Raw genomic sequence first — 26,918 nt, forward strand, 5'->3', positions numbered from 1 at the left:
TGCTAGGAGTGGCGTTTCGGGCGAGCGGGTCGTTTGCAAAACGGCAGTTGGCCTCTTTTCTTGAATCAGTCTCCCCACAGCTCCCCGTTGTCCCGCGGTGGCATGCGCCGAAGGCGTTGCCCCGCCGTGCGGTTGATGTTTGTTTTTTTGACGACGACCTCCCGGGCACATGTACCTCAGCAAACTCGAACTGCAGGGCTTCAAAAGCTTTGCGGATGAGACCACGCTTACGTTCGACCCCGGCGTGACCACCATCGTCGGGCCGAACGGGTGCGGCAAGTCGAACATCGTCGACGCCATCCGCTGGGTCATCGGCGAGCAGCGCCCCACCGTGCTCCGGTCGGAGAAGATGGAAAACCTCATCTTTAACGGCACGGCCGACCGGCGCCCGCTCGGCATGGCGGAGGTGGAGCTGACGATCGAAAACACCGACGGGGTGCTGCCCACGGAGTACGCCGAGGTCACGATCGGCCGCCGTCTCTTCCGCGACGGCACGTCCGAGTACCTGATGAACGGGACCACGTGCCGCCTCAAGGACATCACCGACCTGTTCATGGACACCGGAATGGCGGCGGACGCCTACTCGGTGATCGAGCTGAAGATGGTCGACGAACTGGTGTCCGGCTCCACCGAGGACCGCCGGCGCATGTTCGAGGAGGCGGCCGGCATCACACGCTACAAGATGCGCCGGCGCCAGGCCCTCCGCAAGCTCGAGGGCACGCAGTCGGACCTGGAGCGCATCCGCGACCTGACCGACGAGGTGAGCACACAGGTGGAGCGCCTGGAGCGGCAGGCCGAGACGGCGCAGCGGCACCAGGAGGCGGAGGCGGAGCTGCGGCGCCTGGAGCTGCTGCTCGCGCAGGTGGAGTTCAACCGGCTCACGGAGCGCCGGGACGCGCTCCAGCGGAAGGAGACGGAGCACGCCGAGCGGGCCGCGGCGCGGGCCGAGGACGAGGAGGCGACCGAGGCCCGCCTTCAGGAGCTGCGGGAGACGCTCGCGACTCGGGAGGCCACCCTCCAGGAGCGTCGGGAGGCGCTCCAGGAGCACCGGGCGCGCGTCCGCGAGGTGGAGGCGGAGCAGCGGCTGCAGCGGGAGCGTCTCACCCGGGCCCGCAGCGACCGCGACGAGGCGCAACAGGCCCAGGAGGAGGCCCGCGAGCGGCGTAGGGCTCTGACCGACGAGGTGGAGCGCCTGGAGAGCGCCCTGGAGCAGGCCCGTCCCGCCCTCGACGACGCCGAGGCCGCCCTGGGCGATGCCCGCGAGGAGCGGGACGCGGCGAAGGCGGCCGCAACCGACCGCCGTGAAGACGTTCGGGAGCGCCGCGAGGCCGCCGAGGCGGCGGAGGCCGAGCACGCCGAGCAGCGCCGGGCGCTCGACCAGCGCACAAACCGGCAGGAGCTTCTGGAGGACGAGCGAACGCGTGCCCGCACCCAGTACGACGACCTGGCGGAGACCATCGACGGGCTTGACGCGCGCCTCGAGGAGGCGGAGGCGAACCGCGCCGCCGCCCAGGAGGCGCTCGACGAGGCCCGCTCGGCCCGAGCGGAGGCCGCCACGGAGCGGGACGAGCGGCGGGCCGCCCTGGAAGCGGCGCAGGACGAGCTTCGGGAGCTGAAACGCCGCCGGGACGCCGCCGAGGCGGAGGTCGAACTCCTCGAGGGCCTCGTCGGCAGCTACGACGAGGTTTCGGACGCCGTGCAGTTCCTGGCCGCCGAGGCGCTGTTCGACGACCTCTACACCGTGGCCGACGTGCTCGGGTGCGACGACGACGTCCGCGTGGCGCTCGACGCGGCCCTGGGCGCCCTCGCGTCCTGCGTGGTTGTGCCCACCGTGGAGGAGGCGCGGGCCGCCGTGGCCCGGCTGCGGGAGGCCGAGAAGGGGCAGACCTCGTTCCTCGTGCTCGACCGCCTTCCCGACGCGCCGCCGTCCCCGTCGGCGCCCGAGGGCGCGGTGCCCCTCCGAGATGCCGTGCGCACGACGGGCCCGGCGTACGCGCCGTTGGCCGACATGCTGCTGCGTGATTGCTTCCTCGTCGACACCCTCGACGAGGCGGAGGCCCTCGCCGAACAGACGCAGGACGCGGCCCGGTCGGTGCGGGTGTTTGCCCGCACGGGCGAGTGGGTCGACTCGACCGGTGTCCTTCGCGGGGGGAGCCGGCAGGAGGACGTGTCGCCGGCCGCGAGTCGCCTTGGGCGCCGCGAGCAGTTGGCCCGCGCCCGCGAGCAACTGGGCGACCTGCAAGCGGCCTGCGAGGAGCAGGACGAAGACGTGGCGGAGGCGGAGGCCGCCCTCAACGAGATCGACCTCGCGGGCCACGAGTCTGCGGTGCAGGAGGCCGAGGCGACCCTCGCCGACGCCGAGCAGCGCCTGGAGCGGCTCCGCTACGAGCGAACGTCGACCGAGGAGCGGCGCGCCGAGCTGCAGGAGCGCCTCGACGAGATTGAAGAGGAGCTCACCGAGCACGAGGACCGCGTCCACGAGCTGCGGGAGGCGGTGGAGGCTGCCGAGGAAGAGATGCAGCGCCGGCGCCAGGAGCGCGCGGAGGGGGAGGAGGCCCTCGCCGAGGCGGAGGAGCGCGAGCGGGCGGCCGTCGACGCCTTCAGCGAGGCACAGGTGGCGGCCGTGGAGGCCCGGAACCGGGTGGACAACCTGGAGCAGGACCTGGAACGGACCCGCGACCAGATCGACGAGATCGACCGACAGACCGGCGAGCGCACGGCCGCCCTTGAGGATCTAGAGGCCACCATCGAGGCGGCCCTCGACGAGCAGGCGGCCCTGGACGAACAGATCGAGGCCCTCCGCGAGGAGCGCGAGGACCGGGACGAGTCCGTGGAGGCGGCCGAAGCGGCCCTCCAGGAGACGAAGGCAGAGATCGAGGACGTGGAGTCTCGCCTTCGGTCGATCCGGCAGGAGCGCGAGACGGCCCTGGAGCAGAAAAACGAGGCGGCCGTGGCCCTGACGAAGGTGGAGACCCGCACCCAGGACCTGCTCGACAGCATGGCGGCGGACTTCGACCGGGACCTGGCGGACGACCCGGTGTCGGTGCCCGAGACGTTCGACGAGAGCGAGGCGCAGTCCGAGGTCAAGAGCCTGCGCGGCACGATCAACGCCCTGGGCGACGTGAATCCCCTCGCGCTTGAGGAGTACGAGGAAGAAAAGGAGCGCCTCGACTTTCTGCGGGAGCAGAAGACGGACCTGGAGGAGGCGGAGGACACGCTCCTCGACACCATCCAGGAGATCAACACGAAGGCCTCGGAGCGCTTCATGGAGACCTTTGACGAGATCAAGGAGAGCTTCGGCACCATCTTTACCGAGCTGTTCGGGGAGGGGGCTTCCGCGGAGTTGCAGCTTGAGGACCCGGACGACCCCATCGACTCGGCGATCGAGATCGTGGCCAAGCCGCGGGGCAAGCGGCCCGTTACGCTCGACCAGCTGTCCAGCGGCGAGAAGGCCCTCACGGCCACCGCGCTGCTCTTCTCCATCTACCTGGTAAAGCCGAGTCCCTTCTGCGTCCTCGACGAGGTGGACGCGCCGCTCGACGACGCCAACGTGGAGCGGTTCATGAACCTCGTCCGTCGCTTCGAGGACGACACCCAGTTCGTGCTCGTGACCCACAACCAGCGCACGATGGACCTCTCGGACCGCATGTACGGGGTGACGATGGAGGAGCAGGGCGTGTCGACGCTCGTGGGGGTGGAGTTCGACGAGGCCGCGGAGCTGACCGGGTAGGGCGGGGACACTGGGGCGCGTCGTGCACGCTGGAATGCCACAGGCCCGAGTCGAATGGATGCGTTGCTTACGGAGGCGCTGAATGTGTTGCGCCGCACCGGTCTCGACGCCCTGCTGATCCTTGCGGGGGCCGCCGTGCTGGGGCTGCTCGTCTACGGCGCGGTGCACCGCGGCCTCCGGGCCCTCACGCGGGGGCTGGAGGGGGCGCTTCCCCTGCGCGGGGCGCTCCTCCGACGGACCCGCGGGCCGCTTCGCATGCTGGCGCCCGTGGCGTGCGTCTACCTGGCGCTTCCTGCCGTCCGCGCGTCCTTCTCCGACACGGCCCAGGCGGTGCTCGACAACGGGCTGCAGGGCCTGTTCGTCGTGGGGGTGGCCTGGGCGTTAATCGCAGTGCTGTACGCCGTGGAGGAGGCGGTCTCGGAGCGGTACACAACGGACGTGCCGGACAACCTGGAGGCCCGCAAGATCATCACGCAGACGCGCATCCTCCGCCGGATCGCCGCGACGGCCATCGTGGCCATTGCGGGCGGCATCGTGCTCATGCAGTACGATCCCCTCCGGGAACTGGGCACTGGCATCCTGGCGTCGGCGGGCATCGTGGGCATCGTCGTCGGCGTTGCGGCCCAGCGCACGCTCGGCGACCTCATTGCCGGCATCCAGATTGCCCTCACCCAGCCCATCCGGGTCGAGGACGTGGTCATCGTGGAGGGCGAGTTTGGGTGGATCGAAGAAATCACGCTGACCTACGTCGTGGTGCGTGTGTGGGACCGGCGGCGCATTGTGCTGCCCATCACGCACTTTTTGGAGCAGCCCTTTCAGAATTGGACTCGCACCTCGGCGGACCTCATCGGGACGGTTTTTTTGTACCTCGACTACACGGTGCCGGTCGAGGAGCTGCGCGAGGAGCTCCAGCGCATCGTGGAGGCGTCGACGCACTGGGACGGGGACGTGGTGGGGCTGCAGATGACCGACGCCTCCGAGCGCACCGTCACGCTGCGGGCCACCGCAAGCGCCAAGGACGCGTCCACGCTGTGGAGCCTGCGCTGCGAGATCCGCGAGCGGCTCGTGGCCTACATCCGCGAGCACCATCCCGACGCCCTGCCGGCGCTGCGCACGCGGCTCGATGGGCCGGGGGAGGGCGAACGCCCGGCCAGGGGCGGAGATGCATAGGTTGGCCTCATCAAAACGGGCCGATCAAAACGGGCCGACGATTCGGGGGCGTGCTCCACTTCGTCGCCCGAAGCCTGATTTGCTCCGCTGGCGCCGCACGGGGATGCCCTTGCCCGCGGCCCGATTGGGCCCGCTGATCCCCCCTCACGCTGAGGAGGAGCCGGACGGCGAGCCGTCCCCAAAGCTGTGCTCGTCCAGTGCCGACCCGTCCCCACTAACGTCAGTGGCAGAGGGCGGCTGCCCGGCCGGCTGCGTCGTCGGGGTCCGCCCCTCGCCGTCCGGACGCTCGATGTTGAACTGTTGGACCGTCTCCTCCAGCTCGGTACTGAGCCGCTCCAGCCGGCCGGCGGTGTCGGACACCTGGGTGACCCCTGCGGCCGACTCCTGCGCCGCCGTCGAGATCGACTGGACGCTTCGGGCGATCTCCTCGCTGGTGGTGGACTGCTGCTCGGAGGCCGCCGCAATCTCCTCGGCCCGCTCCTCGACCTCCGAAATGGCCGTCACAATCTCTTCGATGGCCGCTCCGGCCTCCCCGGCCAACTCAAGCCCCTTCTCCGCCCGCTGGCTGCTCTGGCGCGCGGTGCCGACCGCGCCGTCGATCTCCTCACGCACCTCGTCCATCATGCCTGCGATCTCGTCGGTCGCCGCGTCGGCCTCCTCCGCCAGCTCCCGCACCTCCTCGGCGACGACGGCAAAGCCCTTGCCTTCTTCCCCGGCCCGGGCGGCCTCGATCGCCGCGTTGAGGGCCAAGAGGTTGGTCTGATCGGCAATCTCGTCGATGCGATCGACCACCTGGCCAATCTCGTCCCCGTAGGTGCCGAGCCGCTCGATGGTCTCGGTTGTGTTCTCGATGGCGGACGCGATGCCTTCCATCTGGCTGGTGGCCTCGCGGACCGTCTCTCCCCCCTGACGGGCGGTCTCGCCACCGGCCTGGGCAACCTCCGCGGTCTTCTGCACGCTACGGGCGTTTCCGTTGATCGTCTGGTTCAGCTGCTCGACGGCGGCGGCCACCTCCTCGGCCTGGGCGGACTGCTCCTCGGCGCTGGCGGCCATCTGCTCGGAGGAGGCACTGATCTGCTCGGTCGCCGAGGCGGTCGAGCCGGCCGCCTCCCGGACCCGCTCGACGATGGAGCGAAGGCCGGCGACCGCCTCGTTGAAGCCCTCAAAGAGGCGCCCGATCGCCCCGTCCCGGCCGGTCGGGAGGCGAACCGTCAGGTCCCCGTCGGCAAAGCGGCCGATCGCCTCCAGCATCGTGTCGACGCTCTCCTGCAGGCGCTCCTTCTGCTGTTCGGACTCCCGGACGGCCTCCTCCACGCGGCGCTCGACGGAGGCCTTCTCGTCTTCGAGCGCCTCCTGGGTGGTGCGGATGTCGCGGATCATCTCGTTGAATCCGCCGGCCAGCTCCCCAATCTCGTCGTCGGCCCGGACCGGGACCTCCACGTCCAGGTTTCCGTCGCTGACGGCCTGGGCCCCGTCCCGGACGCGCCGAATGCGGCCGGCGATGCGACCGGACAGCCAGAGGACGGCCCCGATGCCCATGCCCAGAATCAGGAGATTGATGAAGACCGTCAGCATCGTCTCCGACCAGATCTCCGACATGGCCTCCTCCAGGGAGTACGCCAGCACCACGTTCCCGTACCGCTCCCCGTCGTACTCGATCGGGTGGGAGGTGCGCAGCAGCCCCCCCTGACGGACCGTCGAGCCGGCCTGAAGCAGCGCCCCCGTATCGACCTGGAGCTCGTCGGGGTTGTGGTCGAACAGGATCGCGTCGTCCTTGTCGAGAATCGCGACGTACCGCACCTTCGAGTCGTTGGTGGCCCAGTCGAAGGTCTTCTTGACCAGGTCGTAGTTCGAGTCGGCCAGGCCGGTGCCGACCGACAGGGCGATCATCTCGCTGAGCTCGTTGACCTGATTGCGGGCCGCATCCAGACTATCCGACCGCTGATTGAGCGGATAGTAGATCGATACGAACAACACCAGAACGACGAACGGAACGGCAAACCCAACAATTAACTTGGCCCGAAGGGATTCGCTCAATCGGTCGATCATAACCTGAAAGACTCTGCTGCGTCAAAAAAGCGTATGGGCGGGCGGAGGGGCTACTCAATGGTGGCGATGACCTTGACGGCATCCGTCACCGCGTCCGCCGGTACGTACCCGATTGCCGCCGAGGTGCTGCTGACCTTATCGATCATCTGATCGGACGAAACCTTCTCGGGGGGTTGGGCCTCCCCCGACAGCTTCTTCCGCAGCCACACCTTCTTGACGTCGCTTACCGACTGGCCGATGTGGTCGTAAAAGGCTGTTTTGGTGCTGCCCTCGGAGTTGAGGTCGAAGCGCACAATCTCCGACCCGTCGTCCCATTTGCTCTGCTCAAGGAGATAAATGGCTTTGAGGGTCTCGGCGTTGGCCTCGTCGACCGAGGCGTCCTGGTGGGCGATGACGGCGACCTGGGCGTGGCTGACGCCGGCCGTGCTCAAGAACAGCAGGGCGGCGAGTAGGAACAGTAGTCGTCTCATAAATTCCTCGGTTGGATGTGGGGGAAGGGAAATGGTGGACGGTGGAGGCGAGACACGCGTCTCGACGCATCCTCGAATTGGCAACGGACGCACTGCCGGATCGGGACTGTGCGCCGCCGAGCAACGTCTGCCTAGAAGGTAACGCTGGCGGCGAGGCTGAAGAAGTTGCCGGTGTAATCGCCGTCCCGAATTGTGGAGCGTCGATAGCCCGCCTTCAAGCGCACGGGGAAAACGGGGCGGTACGAGACGCCTCCCCCGAAGGAAGCCAGATCGACGTTTGATCGGTTCTCTTCGACGGCGTTGTAGAGGACGTGGACGTCAAAGTTATTGGTGACCTGGTACCCGACCACGCCGTAGTAGAAGAGCTGGTCGAGGTTCTCCCCGAGGACGCCGCTGAGGGCGGGCTGCTGTCGGAGCCCGTCCCACTGGGCCTCTTGCTCGTCGCTCAAGCTATACATGACCGAGATGATTTCGCTTTCGACGAAAAAGTCGTTGACGTCGAAGGACAGGTCGGCCCCAATGCGGTACCGGTCCACATCTCCCAGGCCCGCGGGCACGGTGGTCTGTGCGATGGACAGGTTCACCTCGCGCATGTTGGCCTCGTCAATGGTGCCCGAGACCCCGGCCTTTACGCCCTGGTACTGAACACCGACCCGTCCCCCGAAGAGCTTCGAATAGGTCGTGTCGGTCCCGGATACGGGATAGCTTGCATCCCCGGAGGTCATGAATCCGGGGTCGCTGTTTCCCACGTAGGCGGCGTAGTCGAACTCGACCTCCCCAACGGGCAGCGTGCCGTAGACCTGGCCGTAGGCCCGCTGGGGCACATAATCCCCATTTCCAATCAGGTTTTTGTAGGACTGCTCGTAGACGTACGGCCGGGTAATGTACGGAAGCAGGGGCGTCCGATTCTTGATCTCATTTAAGTTGTTGAACTTCGGGATAAGAAGCCCTCCTTTTATCTTCAGCGATTGGCCGTATTCGTACCGGACCCATCCCTCCCCGAGACGGGCGATGCCGAAGTCCTCGCCGGAGTTGTAACTGTTGAGAAACTCGGCGCTGACGAACGCCCCGAAGTCGTCCCCAAAATCTCTCGCGAAGAACAGGTTGAGCTGGGGAAGGCGGAATGAGCTGTACCCGCTATCGCCACTGGCGTCTTCTTCCGCGACGTATCTACCTTGAGCCTGAAAGAACCCGTAGATGTTGAGGTCGTCGGACTGCCCGTGTGCCGGATTTGGGGCAAAGGCGAACGTCAGTGCGAATGCGACGAGGCCCACGTACAGAAGAGAAATCCTACCGCTTGACATGATACCTTCCTGATCTTGCTGGGAAAAATAAGAGACGAATATGCCAGAGTACTATCTCACTTATCGGCAGGCGGCTGCCGTCTTTAATTCGGAACTCTCGTGTTACAAAAAGTTCATGTAAAAAATACGACCAAGTTTAATATATCAAAACAAAAGAAAGTTCCTGTCTTTTTGGTACGTCCATATAAAGGTGAGTGGGGATCGGCCCGAGGCTCCGCTCCCTCCATCTTTTTTGCTACGAATGGCTTTCCCGTGCTTCGCCACTCGTGGTGCGGAGGACGGGAGGAGGCCTGCCGTCGACTGCCGATGGTGGCGGACACGAGGGCCAGCGTCCACCCTGGGTGCAATCTGTTGGCAAATCCGTTTTCCGTGGGGCCTGTCCGTGAGAAGTGACTGGGGGCTGTCCCGGACGGAGAACCGCCGGCCCCTCTCGGGGCCCGACGAGTCGGACTGCCTCCGACGAGCATCGGGGCGGGCCGCTTGCCAGACGGATCCCCGTGAGGCATGCCCGGGCAGCCTGAGCGTACGCTTCCGTGGCGGGGTGGGGGGCGACGCCGGCACGCTACGTCGGATGCGCCTTTCGGAGGAGAATGAGGAAGTCCGACGGGCGGCGGGGCCGTAGGAGATGAAGACGTCCACGCCACGCGCCCATTCGCTGGGGGCAATGGAATCCGGAAACCACCGGGCGACCAGGCCGATGGATCGGACGCCTCGATCGTAGGTTTCACAGAATGTCTGTACAGTTCTGGCACTTCCCTTCCGTCTCCGTCCAACGCTCTGTCTCGGTCGCCATGCCCGACGAAGCCCCTGCCGAAGCCTCCCGTTCCAACCCGGGCCGCTCGCGTCGTCTGCTGAAGTGGGGTGGGGGACTCCTCGGCGGACTCCTCGTTCTGGTTCTCGGCGCGGCCCTTCTCTTGCCCCGTCTCTTTCCCTCCGAGCAGCTGAAGGGCTACGTCGTGCCGCCCCTGGAGGCGGCGACGGGGCGACAGGTACACATCGACGCGATCGGGCTGCGCGTGCTGCCGGCCCCTGCCGTGCGTGTCTCGGGCTTTCGCCTCGCCAACGCCGAGGGCTACGGGCCGGCGCCCGCCGTGGAAGCCCGGGCGTTGACCGTGGACGTGGCCCTCTGGCCCCTGCTTTTGCTGGACATTCGGCCGACGGCCGTGGCCCTGGAGGCACCGGTGGTGCGCTACGAGGTGGGCAAGGACGGGGCGACCAACTTTGATGATCTGGGGGCGACCGACACGACTGCGGCGGCGGGCGACGAGTCGCCGCTCGCCGGCATCCCCGTGTCGAGTTTTCGCGTGTCTGAGGCACAGATGCACTACACGGACCGGTCTAGCGGTCAGGCCCTCCGGCTGGACCTCGATGCGCAACTGAGCGCGCGCGCAGACGGGGCGGCCATCAGGAGCGAAGGGACCGTCGACCTGCGGTCCGTGCGGGCGCTGCTGCCCAGCGTGGGGCCCGACACCCTTGCGGTGCAAGATGCCCGGGCGACCTATGACGTCCGTGTGGCCCCAGCCGACGGGCAGGTCCACCTCCGCTCCTTACAGCTCGATACGGCTCCGCTCACGCTCTCCGCCGAAGGCGCCCTGTCCGGACTTGGCGGGCGGCCCGCCGTCGACCTCACGTTCGAAACGGGGCGCACCAACCTCGCCGAGATCGCGGCGTTTGCGCCGGCCGCGGCGGTGGCGGGCGTCAATCCGCAGGGCACGCTCGCCCTCGAGGGCACGCTGACGGGGCCGCTGGCCGACACGACGGAGGGCCTCGCCCTGTCGGCCACGGGGCAGCTGGCCGAGGCGGGCGTGGACTACGAGGGCGCGGCCCTGCTCCGCGACCTGAGCGCCGACCTGTCGCTCACGCTCGACTCGGTGGCCGCGCGGTCCGTGGACGGGCGTCTGCTGGGCGCCTCGCTTGCCGGCGACCTGTCGGTCCGCGACCTGGGAAGGGACCCGCGCATCGCGCTCCAACTGACGACGGGCGCGATGAACCTTGCGGACCTCGCCGCCTTCGCCCCGCCGGAAGAGGTCGGTGCGTACAATCCGCAGGGGACGCTTCGACTCGACGTGACGGCTCGGGGCCCGGTGCCGTCGGACGCCGCGTCGATGCGGCAACTTGCCATTGACGGGTCCGGGCGGCTTGCGGGCGGTGGCGTGGACTACGAAGGGGAGGCGCTCCTCCGCGACCTGCGGGCGGGGCTCGGGTTTTCGGGCACGGCGGCCTCGGTGCAGGACCTGAACGGACAGCTTCTGGGCCGCCCGGTCTCGGGGAGAATCCGTGTGCGCGATCTGTTTGGTCGGCCGCAGATAAAAGGGCAGCTCGCCGGAACGGCGGACCTGCCCCGCCTCGCATCCCTCGCGGGGGCCGATGCCCCGGCGGGGTCGATTGCGGGGCAGGCCGACTACGACGTGCAGTTTGAGGGCCCGACGGGCGCCCCCGACGCGATCCGCCCCCGAGGGACGGTGCGCCTGTCCAATGTCCGGGTGCCCTACGCGTCGTTCCGGAATCCGGTCGAGATACCCGACGCCACCGTGCAGCTGACCGGCACGGGCCTCTCGATGGACCGGTTTGCGGTCCGGTCGGGCGAGCAGGCCGCGTCGCTACGGGCCACCGTGCAGGACCTGTTTCCCCTTTCGGAGGGGCTGGCGGAGGCCGACCCCACGCTGTCCGCAACCTTTGCGCTCACCGCCGACCGTCTCGACCTCGTGGCCCTCTATCCGGAGCCCGACACGTCGGACGTGGCCTACTCGCAGCTCTTCGCCGCGCACCTGTCGGGCGGGACGCTGGATGGGCAGTCGCCCGAGGCCGTGGCCGACGAGATGTACGGGGGCGTTCAGCTGCCGGCGTACGCCGTAGAGGGGCGCGTTGAGGTGGGCACGTTGCGGAACGACCCCCAACGCTTCGACGACCTGTCGTTCGACGTGCAGATGGACGACCGGCGGCTGCGGGTGCAGAACCTGACGGGGACCACCTACGAGGGCACCCTGGCCGGCTCGCTCACGCTCGATCAGCGGGGGGCGACGTCCGCCTCGGTGAGGCCGGCGCCCCACTCGGTCTGGCTCGCCGCGGCCGCCCCGGGACGGGTTCCCCCTGCGACGACCCCTGCGCCGGCATCGGCACTCACGTACGATTTCGAGCTGCGGGACGCACAGGCCGGGGCCGTCCTTGAAGACTGGACGACACTGGGGCGCCTCGTAACCGGCACGTTGACCCTTGACGCCGACGGGGAGACCGCCCTCACGGATGGCTTCTTGCCCCGGACGGAGGCCTTCACCGCCGTTGGGCAGTCGCTCGTCGCCAATGGCGGCCTGTCGCTCGACGTGGGGCCGGCCCAGGCCCTCGTCGACGCGCTGAACCTGCCGGTGGCCTCCGTGAAAGAGGTCAACCGCCTTGGCGGCCCGTTCGCCATCGAGGACGGCCAGTTCCGGCTGAACACGTGGGATTTCGGGGGCCCGCGGGTGAACGGGCAGTTGAACGGCGCGCTGGGCCTGGGCGGCGGCGTGGATCTCGAAATGACGCTGCAGGTGCCCCTCTCGACCCTCAGTAAGTCGGGCCTGCCCGGGCGCTTGGGCGGGGGGGACGGCCAGCTCGGGGCCCTCCTCAGCACGCTCGTGGAGGGAGACGCCGACGCCGAGGCTGTGCCGGTGACGATCCGCCTGGGGGGCACGATGCGCGACCCGTCCGTGGAGGTCCTAAACAAGGACGCCATCGTGTCGACCATCCGCTCGCTGGCAAAGGAGGAGGGCCTCAACCGCCTCCGAGACCTGTTTGGGGGGATGGGGGCGAGTAGGGCCCCGCCCGAGCGCGCTTTCCGCAGGGGCTACCACCCGAACACAGGCCGGGGGAGCGGGGGCCACCCGGGGGATCCGTAACGCCCCTGCGCGGCCGGGATGATGTGCTCTGCCAGCAGGCGTAGGATCTGCTCGTTGTGGTCGTCGCTGCCGCGGGGGCGATCCCGGAGCGATGAGGTGCAGGCCACGACGAGGTCGAGCCGGGGGACCACGAAGACGTACTGCCCGCCGTAGCCCCAGGCGAACGCCACACGCTCGCCCCCAAGCTCGTGCGTGAACCAGAGGTATCCGTACTGGTGGCCGCGGTAGGTGGAGCGCACGTAGGTCCGCCAGGACAGGTCAACCCAGTCCGACGGCAGCACCTGCCGGCCCCGGTAGCGCCCGCCGTTCAGGTACAACTGGCCGAACCGCAGCATCGCTCGGGGCGTGAGGGCCATGTTGTTGCCGCCGAAGTAGCGGCCCGTGGGGGATTGCTGCCAGCTGCGGATGCGCACCCCGAGCGGGTTGAAGAGGCGGTCCTGCGCAAAGGCCCGGAGCGACCGGCCGCTCGCCTCGGCGAGGACGGCCCCTAGGATGTGCGTGGTGCCGGTGCTGTAAATCATGTCGCCCCCCGGCCGGTCGACCAGGGGGCGCCGCAATGCATCCGCCACCCAGTCGGGACTCGAGACCCACGCGCCGTAGTTTCCGAAGCTCGTCGATTGTAGGCCCGTCTGCTGCGTGAGCAGGTGATCGACCGTAATGCGCTGCTTGCGCGGGGCGTCGGCGAGGAGGGGTGGGAAAAACGGGCCGATGGGCTCGTCGACGCCGTCGAGGATGCCGTCCGCGAGGGCAATCCCGGCGAGGGCACTGAGCACGCTCTTGCTGGCAGACTTGAGGTTGGCTCCCTGATCAGGATTGTGTCCGTTGAAGTAGACCTCGGCCACCGTCGTCGTGTTGCGGGCCACGAGCAGGCTGGTGAGCGGAGGGGCAAGGTCGGCGGCCCGGTCTACGGCCGCGGCGAGCGCAAAACTGTCGAACCCGTACGACCCGGGCGGGTGGGCCCGCCACGTTTCCGTCGTGGGGCCGGGCTGCGCGTGCGCGGGGGCCGTCAGCAGGGACAAGAGGAGCAGGCTGCCCAGGACCGAGAGCGCAAGGGGCCAGCAGGGCGCGCTCCGAGGCGCCGCACGACGGATGGACATGGAGCCGAGCGAGTTGAGAACGTGGCAAACTGCCCGTGCGTACTTTAACGCCCAAATTGTGTTCGGATTTGCCACAGTCGCCCCATCCGATGGGCGTCCACTCTGAACGTCCCGAACGCGTCTCTGCCAAGTGCGGGCCGGTGAACAGCGAGACCCTGGGGCACGTCGTCACTCGGGCGGTCGCCGCCATCACGCAGGCCATCCGCCCCCTCCGTGGTGATCGTAAGTGAAAGCGCCATCGTTCGCCTCATGGAGAGGGGGAGGGTTGCCATTCGAGGAGGGAACCCCTACTTTCGAAATGCCCGGTTTTCCTCGTCCATCCCCTTGTGCCATGTCCATGCGTCCGACGGCTCGCATTCTCGGCTGCGCGCTTCTATTCGTCGTTGGCGTCTTTGCCCTCCCGGCCTGGACGTCCGCCCCGAACGCGTCGCGCCCCGGCTCGTCGTCCGGAACGGCCGGCCCCGCACCGGTCCCCGAGTACGCCGAGAACGGAATGGTCGTCTCCGCGAAGAAGCGGGCCTCCCAAGCGGGGGTGTCGATGCTCAAGAAGGGCGGCAACGCCGTCGACGCGGCCGTGGCCACGGGCTTCGCCCTGGCCGTCGTGCACCCCTACGCGGGCAACCTGGGCGGCGGCGGGTTTATGGTCGTTCGCATGCCTGACGGGTCGGTGACGACCATCGATCACCGCGAGGACGCGCCCAGCGGGGCCACGCAGGACGTGTACCTCGACGACGACGGCAACGCCGTCCGCCAGCGCAGCCGGCGGGGCTACCTGGCCTCGGGGGTGCCCGGCACCGTGGCGGGCCTGCTGACGGCCCTCGACGAGCACGGCACGCTCGACCGCGCGACGGTCATGGCCCCGGCCATTCGGCTCGCCGAGGAGGGCTTTCCGCTGCCGCACACAATGGCGGAGGACCTGAACGACCGCTACGAGGCGTTCGCCGAGTTTCCGGCGACCAAGACGTACTTCACGAAGGGCCGTGCATCGGCGGAGTATCGGGCGGGCGAGCGGTTCGTGCAGTCGGACCTGGCCCGCACCTTGAAGCGCATTCGGGACAAGGGCAGGGCTGAGTTCTACGACGGGCGAACGGCCTCGCTCATCGCCGAGCAGTTTCAGGCCAACGGGGGGCTGATTGACGCGGAGGACCTGGCCGAGTACGAGGCGGTGGAGCGGGATCCGGTGACGGCAACCTACCGGGGGTACGAGGTGCACTCGATGGGGCCGCCGTCCTCCGGGGGCGTCGCCATTGCCCAGCTCCTCAACGCGGCCGAGATGCGAGACATCGGCCAGATGGGCTTCAACTCTAGCGCGACCGCCCACTACATCGGGGAGGCGATGCGCCGCGTCTTTGCCGACCGGGCGAAGTGGCTCGGGGATCCCGACCACGTGGAAGTGCCCACGGAGGGACTCATCCAGGAGGACTACATGCGCGAGCGGATGGCGTCCTTCGACTCCAGCCGCATCACGCCCACCGACTCGGTGCGGGCCGGGGAGCCCATGCTGGCGGGCGAGTCGATGGAGACGAGCCACTACTCGGTCGCCGACAGCAGCGGCATGGCCGTGAGCGTCACGACCACGCTCAACAGCGGCTACGGCTCGAAGGTGATGATCGACGGGGCCGGCTTCTTCATGAACAACGAGATGAACGACTTCGTGCTGAAGCCGGGCGTTCCCAACCAGTTTGGCCTCTCGGGGACGAAGCGCAACCTCGTGGCGCCGGACCGTCGCATGGTGTCCTCCATGTCGCCCACGATCGTCGAAACCCCGGAGGGCGAGCTTTCCCTGGTGATCGGGGCGCCGGGCGGGTCGACCATCATCACGACCACGTTCCAGGTCATCATGAACGTGATCGACCACGGGATGGACATCGAGCAGGCCGTCACGGCCGGGCGCATCCACCACCAGTGGAAGCCGCGTCACCTCAGCCACGAGGAGTTCGCGCTTTCGCGGGATGCGGTCCGAAACCTCCGGGCACGCGGGTGGGAGGTAACGGAGGGCGTCTTCGGGGGCATCCCGCGATGGGGGCGCGCGCAGGGCCTCCGCGTCACACAGTCGGGCGATGAGGGGCGGGTGTTCTACGGCGGATCGGACCCGCGGGCCGACGGGGCGGCGGTGGGATTCTGATGCTCAGTGCAGAACGCCGCGGAATGGCAGGCGTTTTTTTGCCGTCGTTCGGCTACGAAAAGCCGAGCGGGGACGGCGTATGATGATGAATGGACCGCAGCGTCAATGTGGCGTATACGTATGATCTTTATCCCGAAATTGGCATTCTTCTTATCCGAAACGATGGGGGGACCTGGACCGGGGAGGACATTCTCGCCAGCGCGGAGGCGGTCGTGTCGGACGAGCGGATGGAGCCCGGCCTTGATTGGGTCTACGACCTGCGAACGGTCCGGGAAGTGGTGATCGGGGTGGAAGACATGGAGTGTGTCCTCGAACGGTTCTCGACCTATCGGACAGAGGGACGGGTAGCGAGCAGCAGTGCGTCCGTCATTGTCCGGACGGAAGATGTGAATCTGCACCTCACGCCCACGCTCTATAAACACCGCGCCGGCCGCCCCGAAGAACTATTCGAGGTGGTACAGACATTGGAGGCGGCGCGGCAGTACCTGGGGATACGGAAAGCGAACTGGGACGCCGCATTGACGGGATGAAGCCCGACGCCCGATCGTCGTGGCCCTGGGTACAAGGTCGACGATTGGGACGTCGCCGGCTGGGGCCCTACTGCGTCCGAGGCGCCGGCGCTTGCCGATCGAACTCCTCCTTGCTCATGTCCTTGTCGACGGGCACCGGGTAGTCGCCGGTAAAGCAGGCGTTGCAGTAGCTGAGGCCGCTGTGGTTGGCCCGCTTCACGGCCTTCATGAGCCCCCCCACCGACAGGTACGCCAGGGAGTCGACGCCGAGATAGTCGCGCATCTCCTCGATGCTGTCAAATTTGTTGGCCAGTAGCTCGTCGGCATCCGGGAAGTCCATGCCGTAGAAGCACGGGCTGATGACCGGTGGGGACGACACCCGGAAGTGAACGCTCTTGGCGCCGGAGTCGCGCAGCATCTTCACGAGGTAGCGCGCCGTGGTCCCCCGCACGATCGAGTCGTCGAGCACCACGACGGTCCGGTCCTCCAACAGGCCCTGCACCGTGTTGAACTTGCAGCGCACCTTCATCTCGCGGCGGTCCTGGCCGGGGGCGATAAAGGTGCGGCCCACGTAGTGGTTGCGGATGAGGCCGAGGTCGAACCGGCAGCGCCGTCCCATGTCCTGACACTCCTCCGCAAACCCGAGTGTGGAGGTGTTGGCCGAGTCCGGCACCGGCACCACGATCGGGGTCTTCTCGTCGTCCTCCGCCTCCTCGGGAATGGGCGCCTCCTGGGCCAGCTGGATGCCGAGCTGGCGCCGCACCTTGTCCACCATCTCCCCAAAGATCTGCGAGTCGGGGCGCGAGAAGTAGACGTACTCGAAGACGCACTGGCTGACCCCGTACTTCGTCGGGATCTCGTGGCTCTCGAAGTCACCGTCGCTCACGCACCCCTCGCGGTCGATCACCAGGATCTCGCCCGGCTCAATGTCGCGCACGTACTCCGCGTCGATCATGTCGAAGGCGCACGTCTCGCTGGCGACGCAGTAGGCCGGCCCCTCGTGGCGCTCCGGCGTCTCCAGGCGGCCCAGGGCAAGCGGCCGGAACCCGTTCGGGTCGCGGACGGCAATCATGTGCTCGTCCGTCATCAGGAGCAGCGAGTAGGCGCCCTCGACTTGCATAAGGGCATCGACAATCTGGTCGAGGTGGTTCTGCCGGCGGCTCTGTGCCGTCAGGTGTAGGATGAGCTCGCTGTCGCTGGTGGTCTGGAAGAGGGTGCCTTGCTCGCGGAAGCTATCGCGGAGCTCCTTGGCGTTCGACAGGTTGCCGTTGTGCGACAGGGCGAGGTTTCCCTTCCGGTGGTGCACCACCAGGGGCTGGATGTTGTCCCGGTTCGAGGACGCCCCACTCGTGGAGTATCGGTTGTGCCCGATGCTCACGTCCCCCAGCAGCTGCTCGTTGAAGAGGGCCGGGTCGTCGAACACGTCCAGCACGAGGCCGAAGTCCTTGTAGGCCGGCATCGTGGGCTGCTCCTGCTGCTCGTCGTAGGTGGAGGTGACGATGCCGGCGGCCTCCTGGCCCCGATGCTGCAGGGCGTGCAGCCCGTAGTAGGTGTGCCGGGCGGCCTCGGGGTGATTGAAGATGCCAAAGATGCCGCAGTGCTCTTGAACGGCGTCGCTCATGGGGCAGCGGCGAGGGCGGGCCGCAGACTGGTGGGACGGGCGCTGAGCAGAAGTTTTTCGGCGACCAAGGCAGGAGCAGCGGTCACGCGATCCAAAACTAGGGACGCGGCCGGATGATCCCAACCCGTTCGGGCCTGCGGCCGCCGTCCGCGGAAAATTCTTGCGCACGGGTCGGCGCGCCGGGCGGTCCGTTCTCGGGGGCGTGGAGAACGGCGACCTGCTGGTGCCGGTGGGGGGAGGGCAACGCCGGAGGGCCGATGTGTCGAGGGCGACGCAGGGCTAGAGGACAATGAGGCCCCCGGCGAGCCCGATCCCCACCGCGTTGGGCACGAGGTCCTTTGCGCTGGTCTGCCCGTCCGCCCGGGAGGCCTCGTATCCCCCCTTCCCGAGCCCCACGGCGGCACGAGAAGCTCGACCCGAAGCCCGGTGAGGGGGGCGGCAGGGGGGCAGGCGCGGAGGCGACAGAATCTGCGGCGGGCGGGGGGCAGCCCAGGCATTGGCGCCGGCCGCTGGCAGGCCGACCAGCAGCGCCCCCCCCATGCCCAGCCCCACAGCCGACCCGGAATGATGGGCATTGGTTGCATCCGTCGAACGGGCGTGCTTACAGCGTGCCGGTCAGGTAGCCCATCACGATGCCGAAGACGACGACCGGAATGATGTACCGCATGCCGAAGATCCAGACGCCCAGCAAGCCGTCCGCCAGGGTCGAGCTGCCCTGACGGAGCTCGTCGGCCGCCCGGTCGGCGCCCCATACCCACCCGATGAAGACGCTCAGAAAGAACGCCCCGACCGCCAGCCCGGCGCTTCCAATGAGATAATCGAGGACGCCGAGCACGTTGTTCTGGCCGAACAGGCCGCCCTCGCCGAAGAGATAGCTCAGGTCACTGAACGCCCCGACCGCGCCGAAGGAGAGGGCGGAGGGAAGGGCCATAAGGAACGTGATGACCCCGATAATGAGCACCGACTTGCGGCGGGACCAGTTCTTCTCGTCGACGAAGTAGGACACCACGACCTCCAGCAGAGAGATGCTGGAGGTGAGCGCCGCAATCGACAGGAGGAGGAAGAACAGGAACTCGACGATGCCCCCGAGGGGCATCTGGGCAAACACCTCGGGCAGGACCACGAACACGAGCGCGGGCCCGGTGGCCGGATCGGCGCCCATCGCGAACAGGGCCGGGAAGATCATGAACCCGGCCATGAGGGCAATCATCGTGTTGAACAGGACCACATAGCCGCCCGACATGGCGATGTCTTCGCGCTTGGGCAGGTACGAGCCGTAGGTGATCATGGCCCCCATGCCGAGGCTGAGGGTAAAGAAGGCCTGCCCGAGGGCGGCGATGACGAGGTCGAAGGTGATCTCCGAGAAGTCGGGCACGAGGTAGAAGCGCAGTCCCTCCGCGGCCCCTTCGAGCGTGACGGCCCGGACGATGACGAGGAGAATCAGCACGAACAGAACGGGGAGCAGGATCTTGGCCCACCGTTCGATGCCCTTCTCCACCCCGCCCGCCACCACCAGAAGGGTGAGCAGCAGAAAGAAGGCCACCAGCCCCACGTTCAGCCACGGGGACGCCGCAAAGGCCTCAAAGCCCATGGTGGGGGCGAGGATGTCCTTTACCGCGTACCCCACGGCCCAGCCGGCCACCACGCTGTAGTAGCTCAGAATCACGAACCCGGCGAGCACGCAGAAGCCCCCCACCACGATCCAGGCGGAGCCGCCGCCGGTGATGGACTTGATGGCGCCGACCGGGTTCTTTTGGCTGTTGCGCCCCAGCGACAGTTCGCCGAACAGGTAGGGCATCCCGATGAAGAGGATGCACAGCAAATAGATGAGGACAAAGGCCCCGCCCCCGCCCTCTCCGGCGAGGTAGGGAAAGCGCCAGATGTTGCCCAGCCCGATGGCGGACCCGGCGGCGGCGAGAACAAAGCCGATCCGGGACGACCACTGCTCTCGGTCGGTCGAGGTCGTGCTCATGGGGAGTCGTCGGGTTGGCTCGTAGAAGAGGGAAGGGAAACAGCCCGTGAGAACGGACTCGGCGCACTCGTCACCGCCCGAAGTTAAAAGGTGACGAACGTGATCGCAATCGGGAGCCGGAGGAGGGCCGAGAAGCGGGGGAGGCCCCGCAGTGCACGTCACAGCACGCCGTAGAGCAGGTCGACGACCAGCACGGTCAGGATCGTAACGGGGAAGGCGTATTTGATTGCCGCCCGCCAGACAGGGCCGACCCATCGCCCCATCGCGGGTCCGTCGCCGGTCCGCAATTCGTCCAGGGCGTCGTCGGCGTCCCACACCCACCCTACGAACACACTCAGGAGGGCGGCGCTGAGGACGAGCGCCACGCTTCCCCACAGAAAGTCCACGACGTCCAGGACCCCAGGGGCGGGCCCGAGGAGGCGGTCCCCGACGAGCCACGACAGGTCGCTGAGGGCGGGCACGGCCCCCTGTGACAGGGCCGACGGCAGGCCGATCACAAACGCGACGCCCCCGGCGCCCCAGGCCGCCGTGCGGCGGGACCAGGCCGTTTCGTCAACGAGGTACGAGACGAACACCTCCAGCAGCGAAATGCCCGACGTAAAGGCGGCGATGGCGAGAAAGAGGAAAAACAGCGTCCCGACGAACGACCCGAGCGGCATTGCCCCGAACACGTCGGGCAGGACCACGAACACGAGCGAGGGGCCCTCCGCCGGGTTCTGGCCCATCGCGAACACGGCGGGGAAGATCATCAGGCCCGCCATGAGGGCAATGAGGGTGTCGAAGCCCGCAACGTAGCCGCCGGCGACGACCAGGTTCTCGTCGTCGGGCAGGTACGAGCCGTACGTGATCATCGTCCCCATGCCGAGGCTCAGGGAAAAGAAGGCCTGGCCGAGCGCCTCGACGACCATCAGGACCGACACCTGCGAAAAATCGGGCGTCAGGTAAAATTCCAGCCCGGCACCCGCACCGGGCAGGGTGACGGCCCGAAAGGCGATGAGGCAGAGGAGGACGAACAGCACCGGCATCAAAATTTTTGCCCACCGCTCGATGCCCCGACGCACCCCCCGGGCAACCACCCCGGCCGTGGCGACAAGAAAGCCGCCAAACAGCGGAACGACCCACAGCGGATCGGCAATGAATTGGGCAAAGGCGGCGCCCGACGCCCCCGCGGCGGTGAGGTCCCGAAATACGTACCCCACGGCCCAGCCGGCCACCACCGCGTAGTAGCTGAAAATCGCGAGCCCCGTCCCCACGCAGAGCCCCCCGACGAGCGACCAGAGCGAATGCCCTCGAATGGCCCGGATGGCCCCGACCGGATTCCGTTTGCTGTTGCGCCCGAGGGCCAGCTCCGCAAAGAGATACGGAACGCAGAGAAACAGGAGGCAGGCGAGGTAGATCAGCACGAAGGCGCCGCCCCCGTTGTCGCCGGCCTTGAAGGGAAACCGCCAGATGTTGCCCAGGCCGATGGCCGACCCCGCCGCGGCGAGGACGAAGCCGAGCCGAGAGCTCCACTGCTCCCGTTCCGGAGAAGGAAATGCCATTTCGGGACAGGCGGTTGAGCAAAGGGACTCGCCGCGCCAAGCGCGACCGTCCGGGTCGGAAAGACCGGGGGGACAAGGACGATCAGACCGCGAAGATAACGGGTACTTCCCCTGAACACAACGACGAACGACGGGGGGAGGCGCCTGCCCACGGAAAATCATGGAAAACAGAAACCCGCCGGAGGGGGCTACGCGGTCCATGTGTCCTCGTCCGGATACCGATCCTGCTCACAGTACGTCCGGAGTCGAGGAACGCCCTGCGCGAGGTAGAAGGGCGGGCCGGCCGGCACGCCCTCGCCCGAGAGGCGCACCACCTCCACGTCGCCGGAGGCCTTGTATAGCTTCACGCGGCCGGCCACCGTGTCCTCGCCACCGAGGTCGTAGAGGCAGTAGCGCGGCGTTTCGTCCACCTTCCGGAGGGTGACGGGAAGGGCCATGGGGGGCTGGACTAGATGCCCGAGGCGATGAGCAGCTCGATGTCGCGGTGGCTCATGCCGAACATCGAGGCCAGGTTCTGCTTCGTGAGGTGCTGCCGGTAGACGTACGTGCCGTTGCGCAGCCCCTCGTCGCGCCACAGGGCCTCGTTGATGGACCCGGCCTCGCCGATGCGGAGGAGGTAGGGGACGAGCACATGCGTGAGGGCGTACGAGGCGGTCCGGGCCGCATTCGAGGGCATGTTGGGCACACAGTAGTGGACGATGTCGTGCCGCCGGTAGGTGGGATCGGAGTGGGTGGTGGGGCGGCTCGTCTCGATGCAGCCGCCCTGGTCCATGACCGCGTCCACGATGACGCCGCCCGGGGCCATCGACTGCACCATGTCCTCCGTGACGAGAAGGGGCGAGCGCTCGCCGCCCGTGACCATGGCCCCCACCACCACGTCGGCCGAGCGGACGGCCCGACGGAGGTAGTGCTCGCTGGCGACGGCCGTGGTGACGCTGCGGTCCAGCGTGTTTTCCAGGGTGCGCAGGGAGCCGAGTTCCGTATCGAGCACGATGACGTGCGCCCCGTAGCCGAGGGCGGTGCGGGCGGCCCACTGGCCAATCACGTCGGCCCCCAGGATGACCACCGTGGCGGGCGGGACCCCCGAGATGCCCCCGAGCATGACCCCCTTCCCCCCCTCGTTGCTTTCCAGGTAGCGCCCGGCAATCTGGATCGACACGGACCCGGTGATCTCGTGCATCATCCGCACGAGGGGGAACGTCCCGTCCGGGTCGCGAATGAATTCGAACCCGATGCCGGTAATCTGCAGCCGCATCAAATGGTGCAGAAACTCGGCGGTCGTGCCCCCAAGATTGAGCGCCGAGAGGAGAATCTGGCCCTTCTGGAGAAGCTCCATTTCGTCCTCTACCGGCGGCCCCACCTTCACGATCAGGTCGCTTCGTTCGTAGAGGTCGTCGGGGGCGGATACGAGTTCGGCCCCGGCGTCGACGTACTCGTCGTTCTGGAAATGGGCCTCGTGCCCGGCGCCCTCCTCCACGTACACCTCGTGTCCGTTGGCGACGAGGGCCCCCGTCCCGCTCGGGGCCAGGGCCACGCGCTGCTCCTCGTTGCCCACCTCGCGGGGCACGCCGATGCGGAGAGACTCTTGCTCGTCGTCCTGCTTGAGGGGCTTCTCCTGCGTCATGAGGCCACGCTCACGCTCAAAGCCCTGCTGTAAAGAGGGAATCTCCATATGGATCGGTGGGCCGCGAGGTACAGTGCATTCGGGGGACAAACGCCCGGCAATTTGGGCATTGGGTCCGCAAACGATCTAAACTATAAAAGCAACATCGCTTTTGCACACTCAGGCCCGTAGGGAAGGCACGAACGGGGCGCTTCCCTTCGTGCCCTCAGCAAGCGCCCGCCGGGCGGGCGATACGGTAGACCTTTTCCGGCCCGGCCCCTATGTTCGACGTTCCACCGAGTCCCCGCATCGAGCCGACTGTCCAGAGATGTCCCGTAGCGCCCCCATCGGTCCGATTGCCATCGTAGGGGCCGGAGCTCTGGGCACGGCTCTCGCGCGAGGCCTCTCCGCAAACGGACACCAGGTTGAGGCGGTGGTGAGCCGGAACGAAGAAGACGCTCGGGCGCTGGCCAATCGGGTCGGGGCCTCCGTGGCGGGGACGACGGGAACGGCGCTGCCGGCCCCCGTCCGGCTCGTGCTGATCTGCGTGCCGGACGATGCAATTGAGGACGTGGCGGAGGACCTGGGGCACTGCGGCCATCCGTGGGGGGACACCGTCGTGGCCCACACGTCCGGGGCGAAGAGGGCGGCGGTCCTCGACCCCCTCGCCCGGCAGGGCGCCGCCCCCATGAGCTTCCACCCGGTGCAGACGTTTACGGAGGAGACGCCCCCCGAGGCGTTCGAAGGGATCGCCGTGGGGCTCGAAGGCGACGACCGGGCCCTTGCCGTGGGGGAGGCCCTGGCCGGCGTGCTCGGGGCGCAGCCCCTCCGGCTGACGCCCGACGAGAAGGCGCGGTACCACTGTGCCGCCGCCCTCGCCTCCAACGGCCTCGTCGCGCTTCTGGGCGTCGTGGAGGAGGTGCTCGGGGGCTTGAAAGAGGAGGACACCGTGGCGTCGGGCGCCGCCCTCGTTGCGCCCCTCGTGGAGCACACGTGGGCTAACCTCAAGGAGGGGCGTCCGGAGGAGGTGCTCACCGGCCCCGTAATGCGGGGCGACACGGGCACTGTTCAGGCACACCTCGACGCGCTGGAGCGGGAGGCCCCGCACCTTGTGCCCGTTTACGCGGCCCTTTCCAGGGAGATGGTGCGTGTGGCCGCGCGAGGCGGGCACCTGTCCGACGACCAGGCAGAGGCGCTCCGCTCCTCTCTGGGAACGGGCACGGACGCCGACCCCGACTCGGAAAGGTAAGCCCCCTTTTGCGTTGAATGAACACGAGACTCCCTCTTTCTTGACAAGTGTGCGGCGGAATTTGGAACCCGCACCGGCCCTGCGATTTTGTGTGAGCCTGCTTTCAGGCGCCTTTGGGGCATCAATTGGAGATGCCACAGGTGCCATCGTGGGCGCCTCCTCCACTGCTGTTTCACAATGCGACATCCTGCATGAGTACCGAGGCACACGAGCGCCAGACCGGATCGACGGCGGCCGAGGACGAACAAGAGGCCGGCCCGGGGCAGTTTTCGGGTCGGTCGCTCTTGCTGGCGGACGAGGACGAGGTGCCGTCTGAGGTCCCGAATCCGGACGTGGAGGCCCTCCGCGCCCTCGTGGCCGAGGCCGACTGCCAGTGTGCCCCGTACCAGTCGGTGGCGGTGGCCGCCGTGCAGATTTTAGAGAAGGCCCTTCGCTACGAGCGGCAAGCGGCGAGCGCGGCCCTTTCGCTGGGGCAACAGGAGAAGATGAGATCCATGGTGGAGACGGCGGAGCAGGCTGTGTCGGTCCTGCGCGACACGCTCACCGCGCAGGGGCACAAGGTGATGCATCTGTGCACCGAAAAGGCCCCGGTGGGGCCGGCGTCGGCGGCCGACGATGCGGGACAGCCCTGGTGGTTCACGCTGTCCAATGCGCTGGAGGTGCTGGAACAGGGCACCGACCAGATGACCTCGCTCACGACGGGCCAGTCGACGGGCAGTGCCGCCCGCGAGCTGAGCCAACTCACCGCGCAACTTCTTCGAAGCCACCACGATGCGCTGCTGCTGGAGGCCGAGGAGTGGATCTCGTAGGGCCTCCCGGCGGTCGGCTTGGCCTGCCGGCGGCCCCCGTCGTCTCGTTGCTACGCGAAAGGCCCCTGCGGCCGAGTGCCGTTTGCCGACCGCTCGTGTACGTTTGCTCTCTTCCATTGACGATCCAGTCCCCGAATGTCCCCCGCATCCTCAGAGCTCAGTGAACAGGAACAGCGCCGGCGTGAGGAGCGCGACGCGCTCGAACGGCGCGGCATCGACCCCTACCCCTACGCGTGGGACGTGGATGCCCACGCCGACGAGATCCTCGATACGTTCGACGACGACCTGCATCAGCCGGAGGACGGCGAGGTCGGGGGGTACAAGGTCTCCGTTGCCGGCCGCATCACGGGGCTTCGGGTGATGGGGGGCTCGGCGTTCTTCGACCTGCGGGACGAGACGGGCACGATTCAGGTCTACGTGCGCGCCCAGGACCTGGGCGAAGACGTCTACGACGAGGTCTTCACGGAGCTGTTTGACATCGGGGACATTGTGGGCGTCGAGGGGTTCGTCTTCCGGACGGGGATGGGGGAGGTGACCGTCCGGGCCGCCGCCGACTTTCAGTTGCTGGCGAAGGCCCTGCGGCCCCTGCCGGTGGTGAAGGAGACCGAGGAGGAGACCTACTACGAGGTGACGGACAAGGAATTTCGGTACCGGCAGCGGTACGTTGACCTCGCAGTAAACGAGGATGTGCGGGGCGTCTTTCGGCAGCGGTCCGAACTCATCTCGACGATGCGCGGCTTTCTGGACGAGCAGGGCTGTTTGGAGGTGGAGACGCCTGTCCTTCAGCCCGTGTACGGCGGGGCGTCGGCCGCCCCGTTCGAGACGCACCACAACGCGCTCGACATGCCGCTTTACCTCCGCATCGCGAACGAGCTGTATCTGAAGCGGCTGTTGGTGGGGGGCTTCGAGGGGGTCTACGAGATCGGGAAGGACTTTCGGAATGAGGGCCTGAGCCGGTTCCACAATCCGGAGTTCACCATGATGGAGTGCTACGTGGCGTACAAGGACTACCGGTGGATGATGGACCTAACGGAGGACCTTCTCCGCACGGCCGCCACTGCGCTGCACGACACGCCCACGGTGGCCTTCGAGGGCCACGAGATTGACTTCGGGAGGGAATGGACACGAATTCCGTTCTTCGAAGCCATTGAGGAGGCGACCGGCTTCGACCTGTATCGGGCCGGGGCCGATCGCGTCTACGACGTGGCGGCGAACGAACTGGGGCTGGAAGAGGTCGAGGCCGACATGGGCCTGGGCGGGCTCCTCGACGAGATCTTCAGCGAAACGGTGGAGCCGACGCTCGTCCAGCCCACCTTCGTGACCGATTATCCGATTGAGCTGAGTCCCCTCGCCAAAAAGCACCGCGAGAAGGAGGGGCTCGTGGAGCGATTCGAGCTCGTGGTGGCGGGGCGTGAGGTGGCCAACGCCTTTAGCGAGCTCAACGACCCTCAGGATCAGCGCGAGCGGTTTGAGCGGCAGGCGCGCCAACGCGCCGCGGAGGCGGACGATGACGTGGATCCGGAGAACTTGATCGATGAGGACTACCTCCGGGCCCTGGAGTACGGCATGCCGCCTGCGGCCGGGCTGGGCGTCGGCATCGACCGCCTTACCATGATCCTTACCGGGCAGGAGTCGATCCGCGACGTCATTCTCTTCCCCCTGCTCCGCCCCGAGCAGTAGGCGGCCCCGAGCAGTAGGCGGCCCCGAGCAGTAGGCGGCCCCGAGCAGTAGGCGGCCGCCTGGGCGCCGCGGCGCCGTGTTCACCGACTCCCAGTGGGCGGCGCGCACCGCCCGGAA

General features: G+C 67.6%; 17 protein-coding genes. 8 read left to right on the forward strand and 9 right to left on the reverse strand.

The window, feature by feature from the left end:
* Positions 1 to 169: 169 nt before the first annotated feature.
* Both smc and OJA40_RS12750 read left to right on the forward strand, forming a co-directional pair.
* Positions 170 to 3,730 carry a chromosome segregation protein SMC gene (smc, locus tag OJA40_RS12745; protein WP_208426778.1) on the forward strand — a complete coding sequence of 1,187 codons (3,561 nt, stop codon included), beginning with the start codon at positions 170 to 172 and terminating at the stop codon, positions 3,728 to 3,730.
* 54 nt (positions 3,731 to 3,784) lie between these two features.
* A complete protein-coding gene (locus tag OJA40_RS12750; RefSeq protein WP_208426779.1) occupies positions 3,785 to 4,900 on the forward strand; it encodes a mechanosensitive ion channel family protein in 1,116 nt (371 codons plus the stop codon).
* Positions 4,901 to 5,044: 144 nt separating this feature from the next.
* Here OJA40_RS12750 and OJA40_RS12755 read toward each other — a convergent pair whose 3' ends face one another.
* From OJA40_RS12755 to OJA40_RS12765, 3 genes are all read right to left on the reverse strand, one after another.
* Positions 5,045 to 6,949 (reverse strand): methyl-accepting chemotaxis protein, encoded by a 1,905-nt coding sequence (locus OJA40_RS12755; protein ID WP_208426780.1) that lies wholly within the window; start codon positions 6,947 to 6,949, stop codon positions 5,045 to 5,047.
* Positions 6,950 to 6,999: 50 nt separating this feature from the next.
* On the reverse strand, positions 7,000 to 7,419 hold the full coding sequence (locus OJA40_RS12760) for a hypothetical protein (protein ID WP_208426781.1): 420 nt from the start codon (positions 7,417 to 7,419) through the stop codon (positions 7,000 to 7,002).
* A 131-nt stretch (positions 7,420 to 7,550) separates the two neighbouring features.
* Complete coding sequence (locus OJA40_RS12765; protein ID WP_208426782.1) at positions 7,551 to 8,723, reverse strand: hypothetical protein; 1,173 nt, start codon at positions 8,721 to 8,723, stop codon at positions 7,551 to 7,553.
* 791 nt (positions 8,724 to 9,514) lie between these two features.
* On the opposite strand from OJA40_RS12765, the gene OJA40_RS12770 reads away from it, so the two are divergent.
* Positions 9,515 to 12,595, forward strand: a complete 3,081-nt coding sequence (locus OJA40_RS12770; RefSeq protein WP_208426783.1) for an AsmA family protein — start codon at positions 9,515 to 9,517, stop codon at positions 12,593 to 12,595.
* On the opposite strand, the gene OJA40_RS12775 is transcribed toward OJA40_RS12770, so the two are convergent.
* On the reverse strand, positions 12,544 to 13,692 hold the full coding sequence (locus OJA40_RS12775) for a serine hydrolase domain-containing protein (protein ID WP_208426784.1): 1,149 nt from the start codon (positions 13,690 to 13,692) through the stop codon (positions 12,544 to 12,546). The two genes, OJA40_RS12770 and OJA40_RS12775, sit on opposite strands and share 52 nt — an antisense overlap.
* A 331-nt stretch (positions 13,693 to 14,023) precedes the next feature.
* On the opposite strand from OJA40_RS12775, the gene ggt reads away from it, so the two are divergent.
* Together ggt and OJA40_RS12785 are read left to right on the forward strand one after the other, a co-directional pair.
* On the forward strand, positions 14,024 to 15,817 hold the full coding sequence (ggt, locus tag OJA40_RS12780; protein WP_263810833.1) for a gamma-glutamyltransferase: 1,794 nt from the start codon (positions 14,024 to 14,026) through the stop codon (positions 15,815 to 15,817).
* An 89-nt stretch (positions 15,818 to 15,906) separates the two neighbouring features.
* Positions 15,907 to 16,347, forward strand: coding sequence for a hypothetical protein (locus OJA40_RS12785; protein WP_208426786.1), 441 nt, complete (start codon positions 15,907 to 15,909; stop codon positions 16,345 to 16,347).
* Between the two features lie 67 nt (positions 16,348 to 16,414).
* On the opposite strand, the gene purF is transcribed toward OJA40_RS12785, so the two are convergent.
* The 5 genes from purF to OJA40_RS12810 all read right to left on the reverse strand — a co-directional run bounded on the left by purF (position 16,415) and on the right by OJA40_RS12810 (position 23,132).
* Positions 16,415 to 17,947: an amidophosphoribosyltransferase gene (gene purF, locus OJA40_RS12790; protein WP_263809053.1), complete on the reverse strand. Its 1,533-nt coding sequence runs from the start codon at positions 17,945 to 17,947 to the stop codon at positions 16,415 to 16,417.
* 601 nt (positions 17,948 to 18,548) lie between these two features.
* Complete coding sequence (locus OJA40_RS12795) at positions 18,549 to 19,919, reverse strand: sodium-dependent transporter (RefSeq protein ID WP_263810834.1); 1,371 nt, start codon at positions 19,917 to 19,919, stop codon at positions 18,549 to 18,551.
* Positions 19,920 to 20,077: 158 nt separating this feature from the next.
* Positions 20,078 to 21,460, reverse strand: coding sequence for a sodium-dependent transporter (locus OJA40_RS12800; RefSeq protein WP_263810835.1), 1,383 nt, complete (start codon positions 21,458 to 21,460; stop codon positions 20,078 to 20,080).
* A 188-nt stretch (positions 21,461 to 21,648) separates the two neighbouring features.
* On the reverse strand, positions 21,649 to 21,897 hold the full coding sequence (locus OJA40_RS12805) for a hypothetical protein (RefSeq protein WP_208427642.1): 249 nt from the start codon (positions 21,895 to 21,897) through the stop codon (positions 21,649 to 21,651).
* Positions 21,898 to 21,908: 11 nt separating this feature from the next.
* Positions 21,909 to 23,132, reverse strand: a complete 1,224-nt coding sequence (locus tag OJA40_RS12810) for an alanine dehydrogenase (protein ID WP_011403664.1) — start codon at positions 23,130 to 23,132, stop codon at positions 21,909 to 21,911.
* 259 nt (positions 23,133 to 23,391) lie between these two features.
* Here OJA40_RS12810 and OJA40_RS12815 point away from each other — a divergent pair, with 259 nt between their 5' ends.
* The 3 genes from OJA40_RS12815 to lysS all read left to right on the forward strand — a co-directional run bounded on the left by OJA40_RS12815 (position 23,392) and on the right by lysS (position 26,801).
* Positions 23,392 to 24,312, forward strand: a complete 921-nt coding sequence (locus OJA40_RS12815; RefSeq protein ID WP_263810836.1) for a Rossmann-like and DUF2520 domain-containing protein — start codon at positions 23,392 to 23,394, stop codon at positions 24,310 to 24,312.
* Between the two features lie 191 nt (positions 24,313 to 24,503).
* Positions 24,504 to 25,121 (forward strand): hypothetical protein, encoded by a 618-nt coding sequence (locus tag OJA40_RS12820; protein ID WP_263809205.1) that lies wholly within the window; start codon positions 24,504 to 24,506, stop codon positions 25,119 to 25,121.
* Positions 25,122 to 25,256: 135 nt separating this feature from the next.
* Positions 25,257 to 26,801, forward strand: coding sequence for a lysine--tRNA ligase (lysS, locus tag OJA40_RS12825; RefSeq protein WP_208427484.1), 1,545 nt, complete (start codon positions 25,257 to 25,259; stop codon positions 26,799 to 26,801).
* The last annotated feature ends 117 nt before the right edge of the window (positions 26,802 to 26,918 follow it).

This window comes from Salinibacter pepae (assembly GCF_947077775.1).
Taxonomy (GTDB): Bacteria; Bacteroidota; Rhodothermia; order Rhodothermales; family Salinibacteraceae; genus Salinibacter; species Salinibacter pepae.

Coding starts and splice junctions, on each gene's coding strand:
- OJA40_RS12815 (WP_263810836.1), top strand. CDS start 23,392: ATGTCCCGTAGCGCCCCCATCGGTCCGATTGCCATCGTAGGGGCCGGA.
- OJA40_RS12755 (WP_208426780.1), bottom strand. CDS start 6,949: ATGATCGACCGATTGAGCGAATCCCTTCGGGCCAAGTTAATTGTTGGG.
- purF (WP_263809053.1), bottom strand. CDS start 17,947: ATGAGCGACGCCGTTCAAGAGCACTGCGGCATCTTTGGCATCTTCAAT.
- OJA40_RS12760 (WP_208426781.1), bottom strand. CDS start 7,419: ATGAGACGACTACTGTTCCTACTCGCCGCCCTGCTGTTCTTGAGCACG.
- OJA40_RS12820 (WP_263809205.1), top strand. CDS start 24,504: ATGAGTACCGAGGCACACGAGCGCCAGACCGGATCGACGGCGGCCGAG.
- OJA40_RS12795 (WP_263810834.1), bottom strand. CDS start 19,919: ATGAGCACGACCTCGACCGACCGAGAGCAGTGGTCGTCCCGGATCGGC.
- OJA40_RS12765 (WP_208426782.1), bottom strand. CDS start 8,723: ATGTCAAGCGGTAGGATTTCTCTTCTGTACGTGGGCCTCGTCGCATTC.
- ggt (WP_263810833.1), top strand. CDS start 14,024: ATGTCCATGCGTCCGACGGCTCGCATTCTCGGCTGCGCGCTTCTATTC.
- OJA40_RS12785 (WP_208426786.1), top strand. CDS start 15,907: ATGGACCGCAGCGTCAATGTGGCGTATACGTATGATCTTTATCCCGAA.
- smc (WP_208426778.1), top strand. CDS start 170: ATGTACCTCAGCAAACTCGAACTGCAGGGCTTCAAAAGCTTTGCGGAT.
- OJA40_RS12805 (WP_208427642.1), bottom strand. CDS start 21,897: ATGGCCCTTCCCGTCACCCTCCGGAAGGTGGACGAAACGCCGCGCTAC.
- OJA40_RS12770 (WP_208426783.1), top strand. CDS start 9,515: ATGCCCGACGAAGCCCCTGCCGAAGCCTCCCGTTCCAACCCGGGCCGC.
- lysS (WP_208427484.1), top strand. CDS start 25,257: ATGTCCCCCGCATCCTCAGAGCTCAGTGAACAGGAACAGCGCCGGCGT.
- OJA40_RS12810 (WP_011403664.1), bottom strand. CDS start 23,132: ATGGAGATTCCCTCTTTACAGCAGGGCTTTGAGCGTGAGCGTGGCCTC.
- OJA40_RS12775 (WP_208426784.1), bottom strand. CDS start 13,692: ATGTCCATCCGTCGTGCGGCGCCTCGGAGCGCGCCCTGCTGGCCCCTT.
- OJA40_RS12800 (WP_263810835.1), bottom strand. CDS start 21,460: ATGGCATTTCCTTCTCCGGAACGGGAGCAGTGGAGCTCTCGGCTCGGC.
- OJA40_RS12750 (WP_208426779.1), top strand. CDS start 3,785: ATGGATGCGTTGCTTACGGAGGCGCTGAATGTGTTGCGCCGCACCGGT.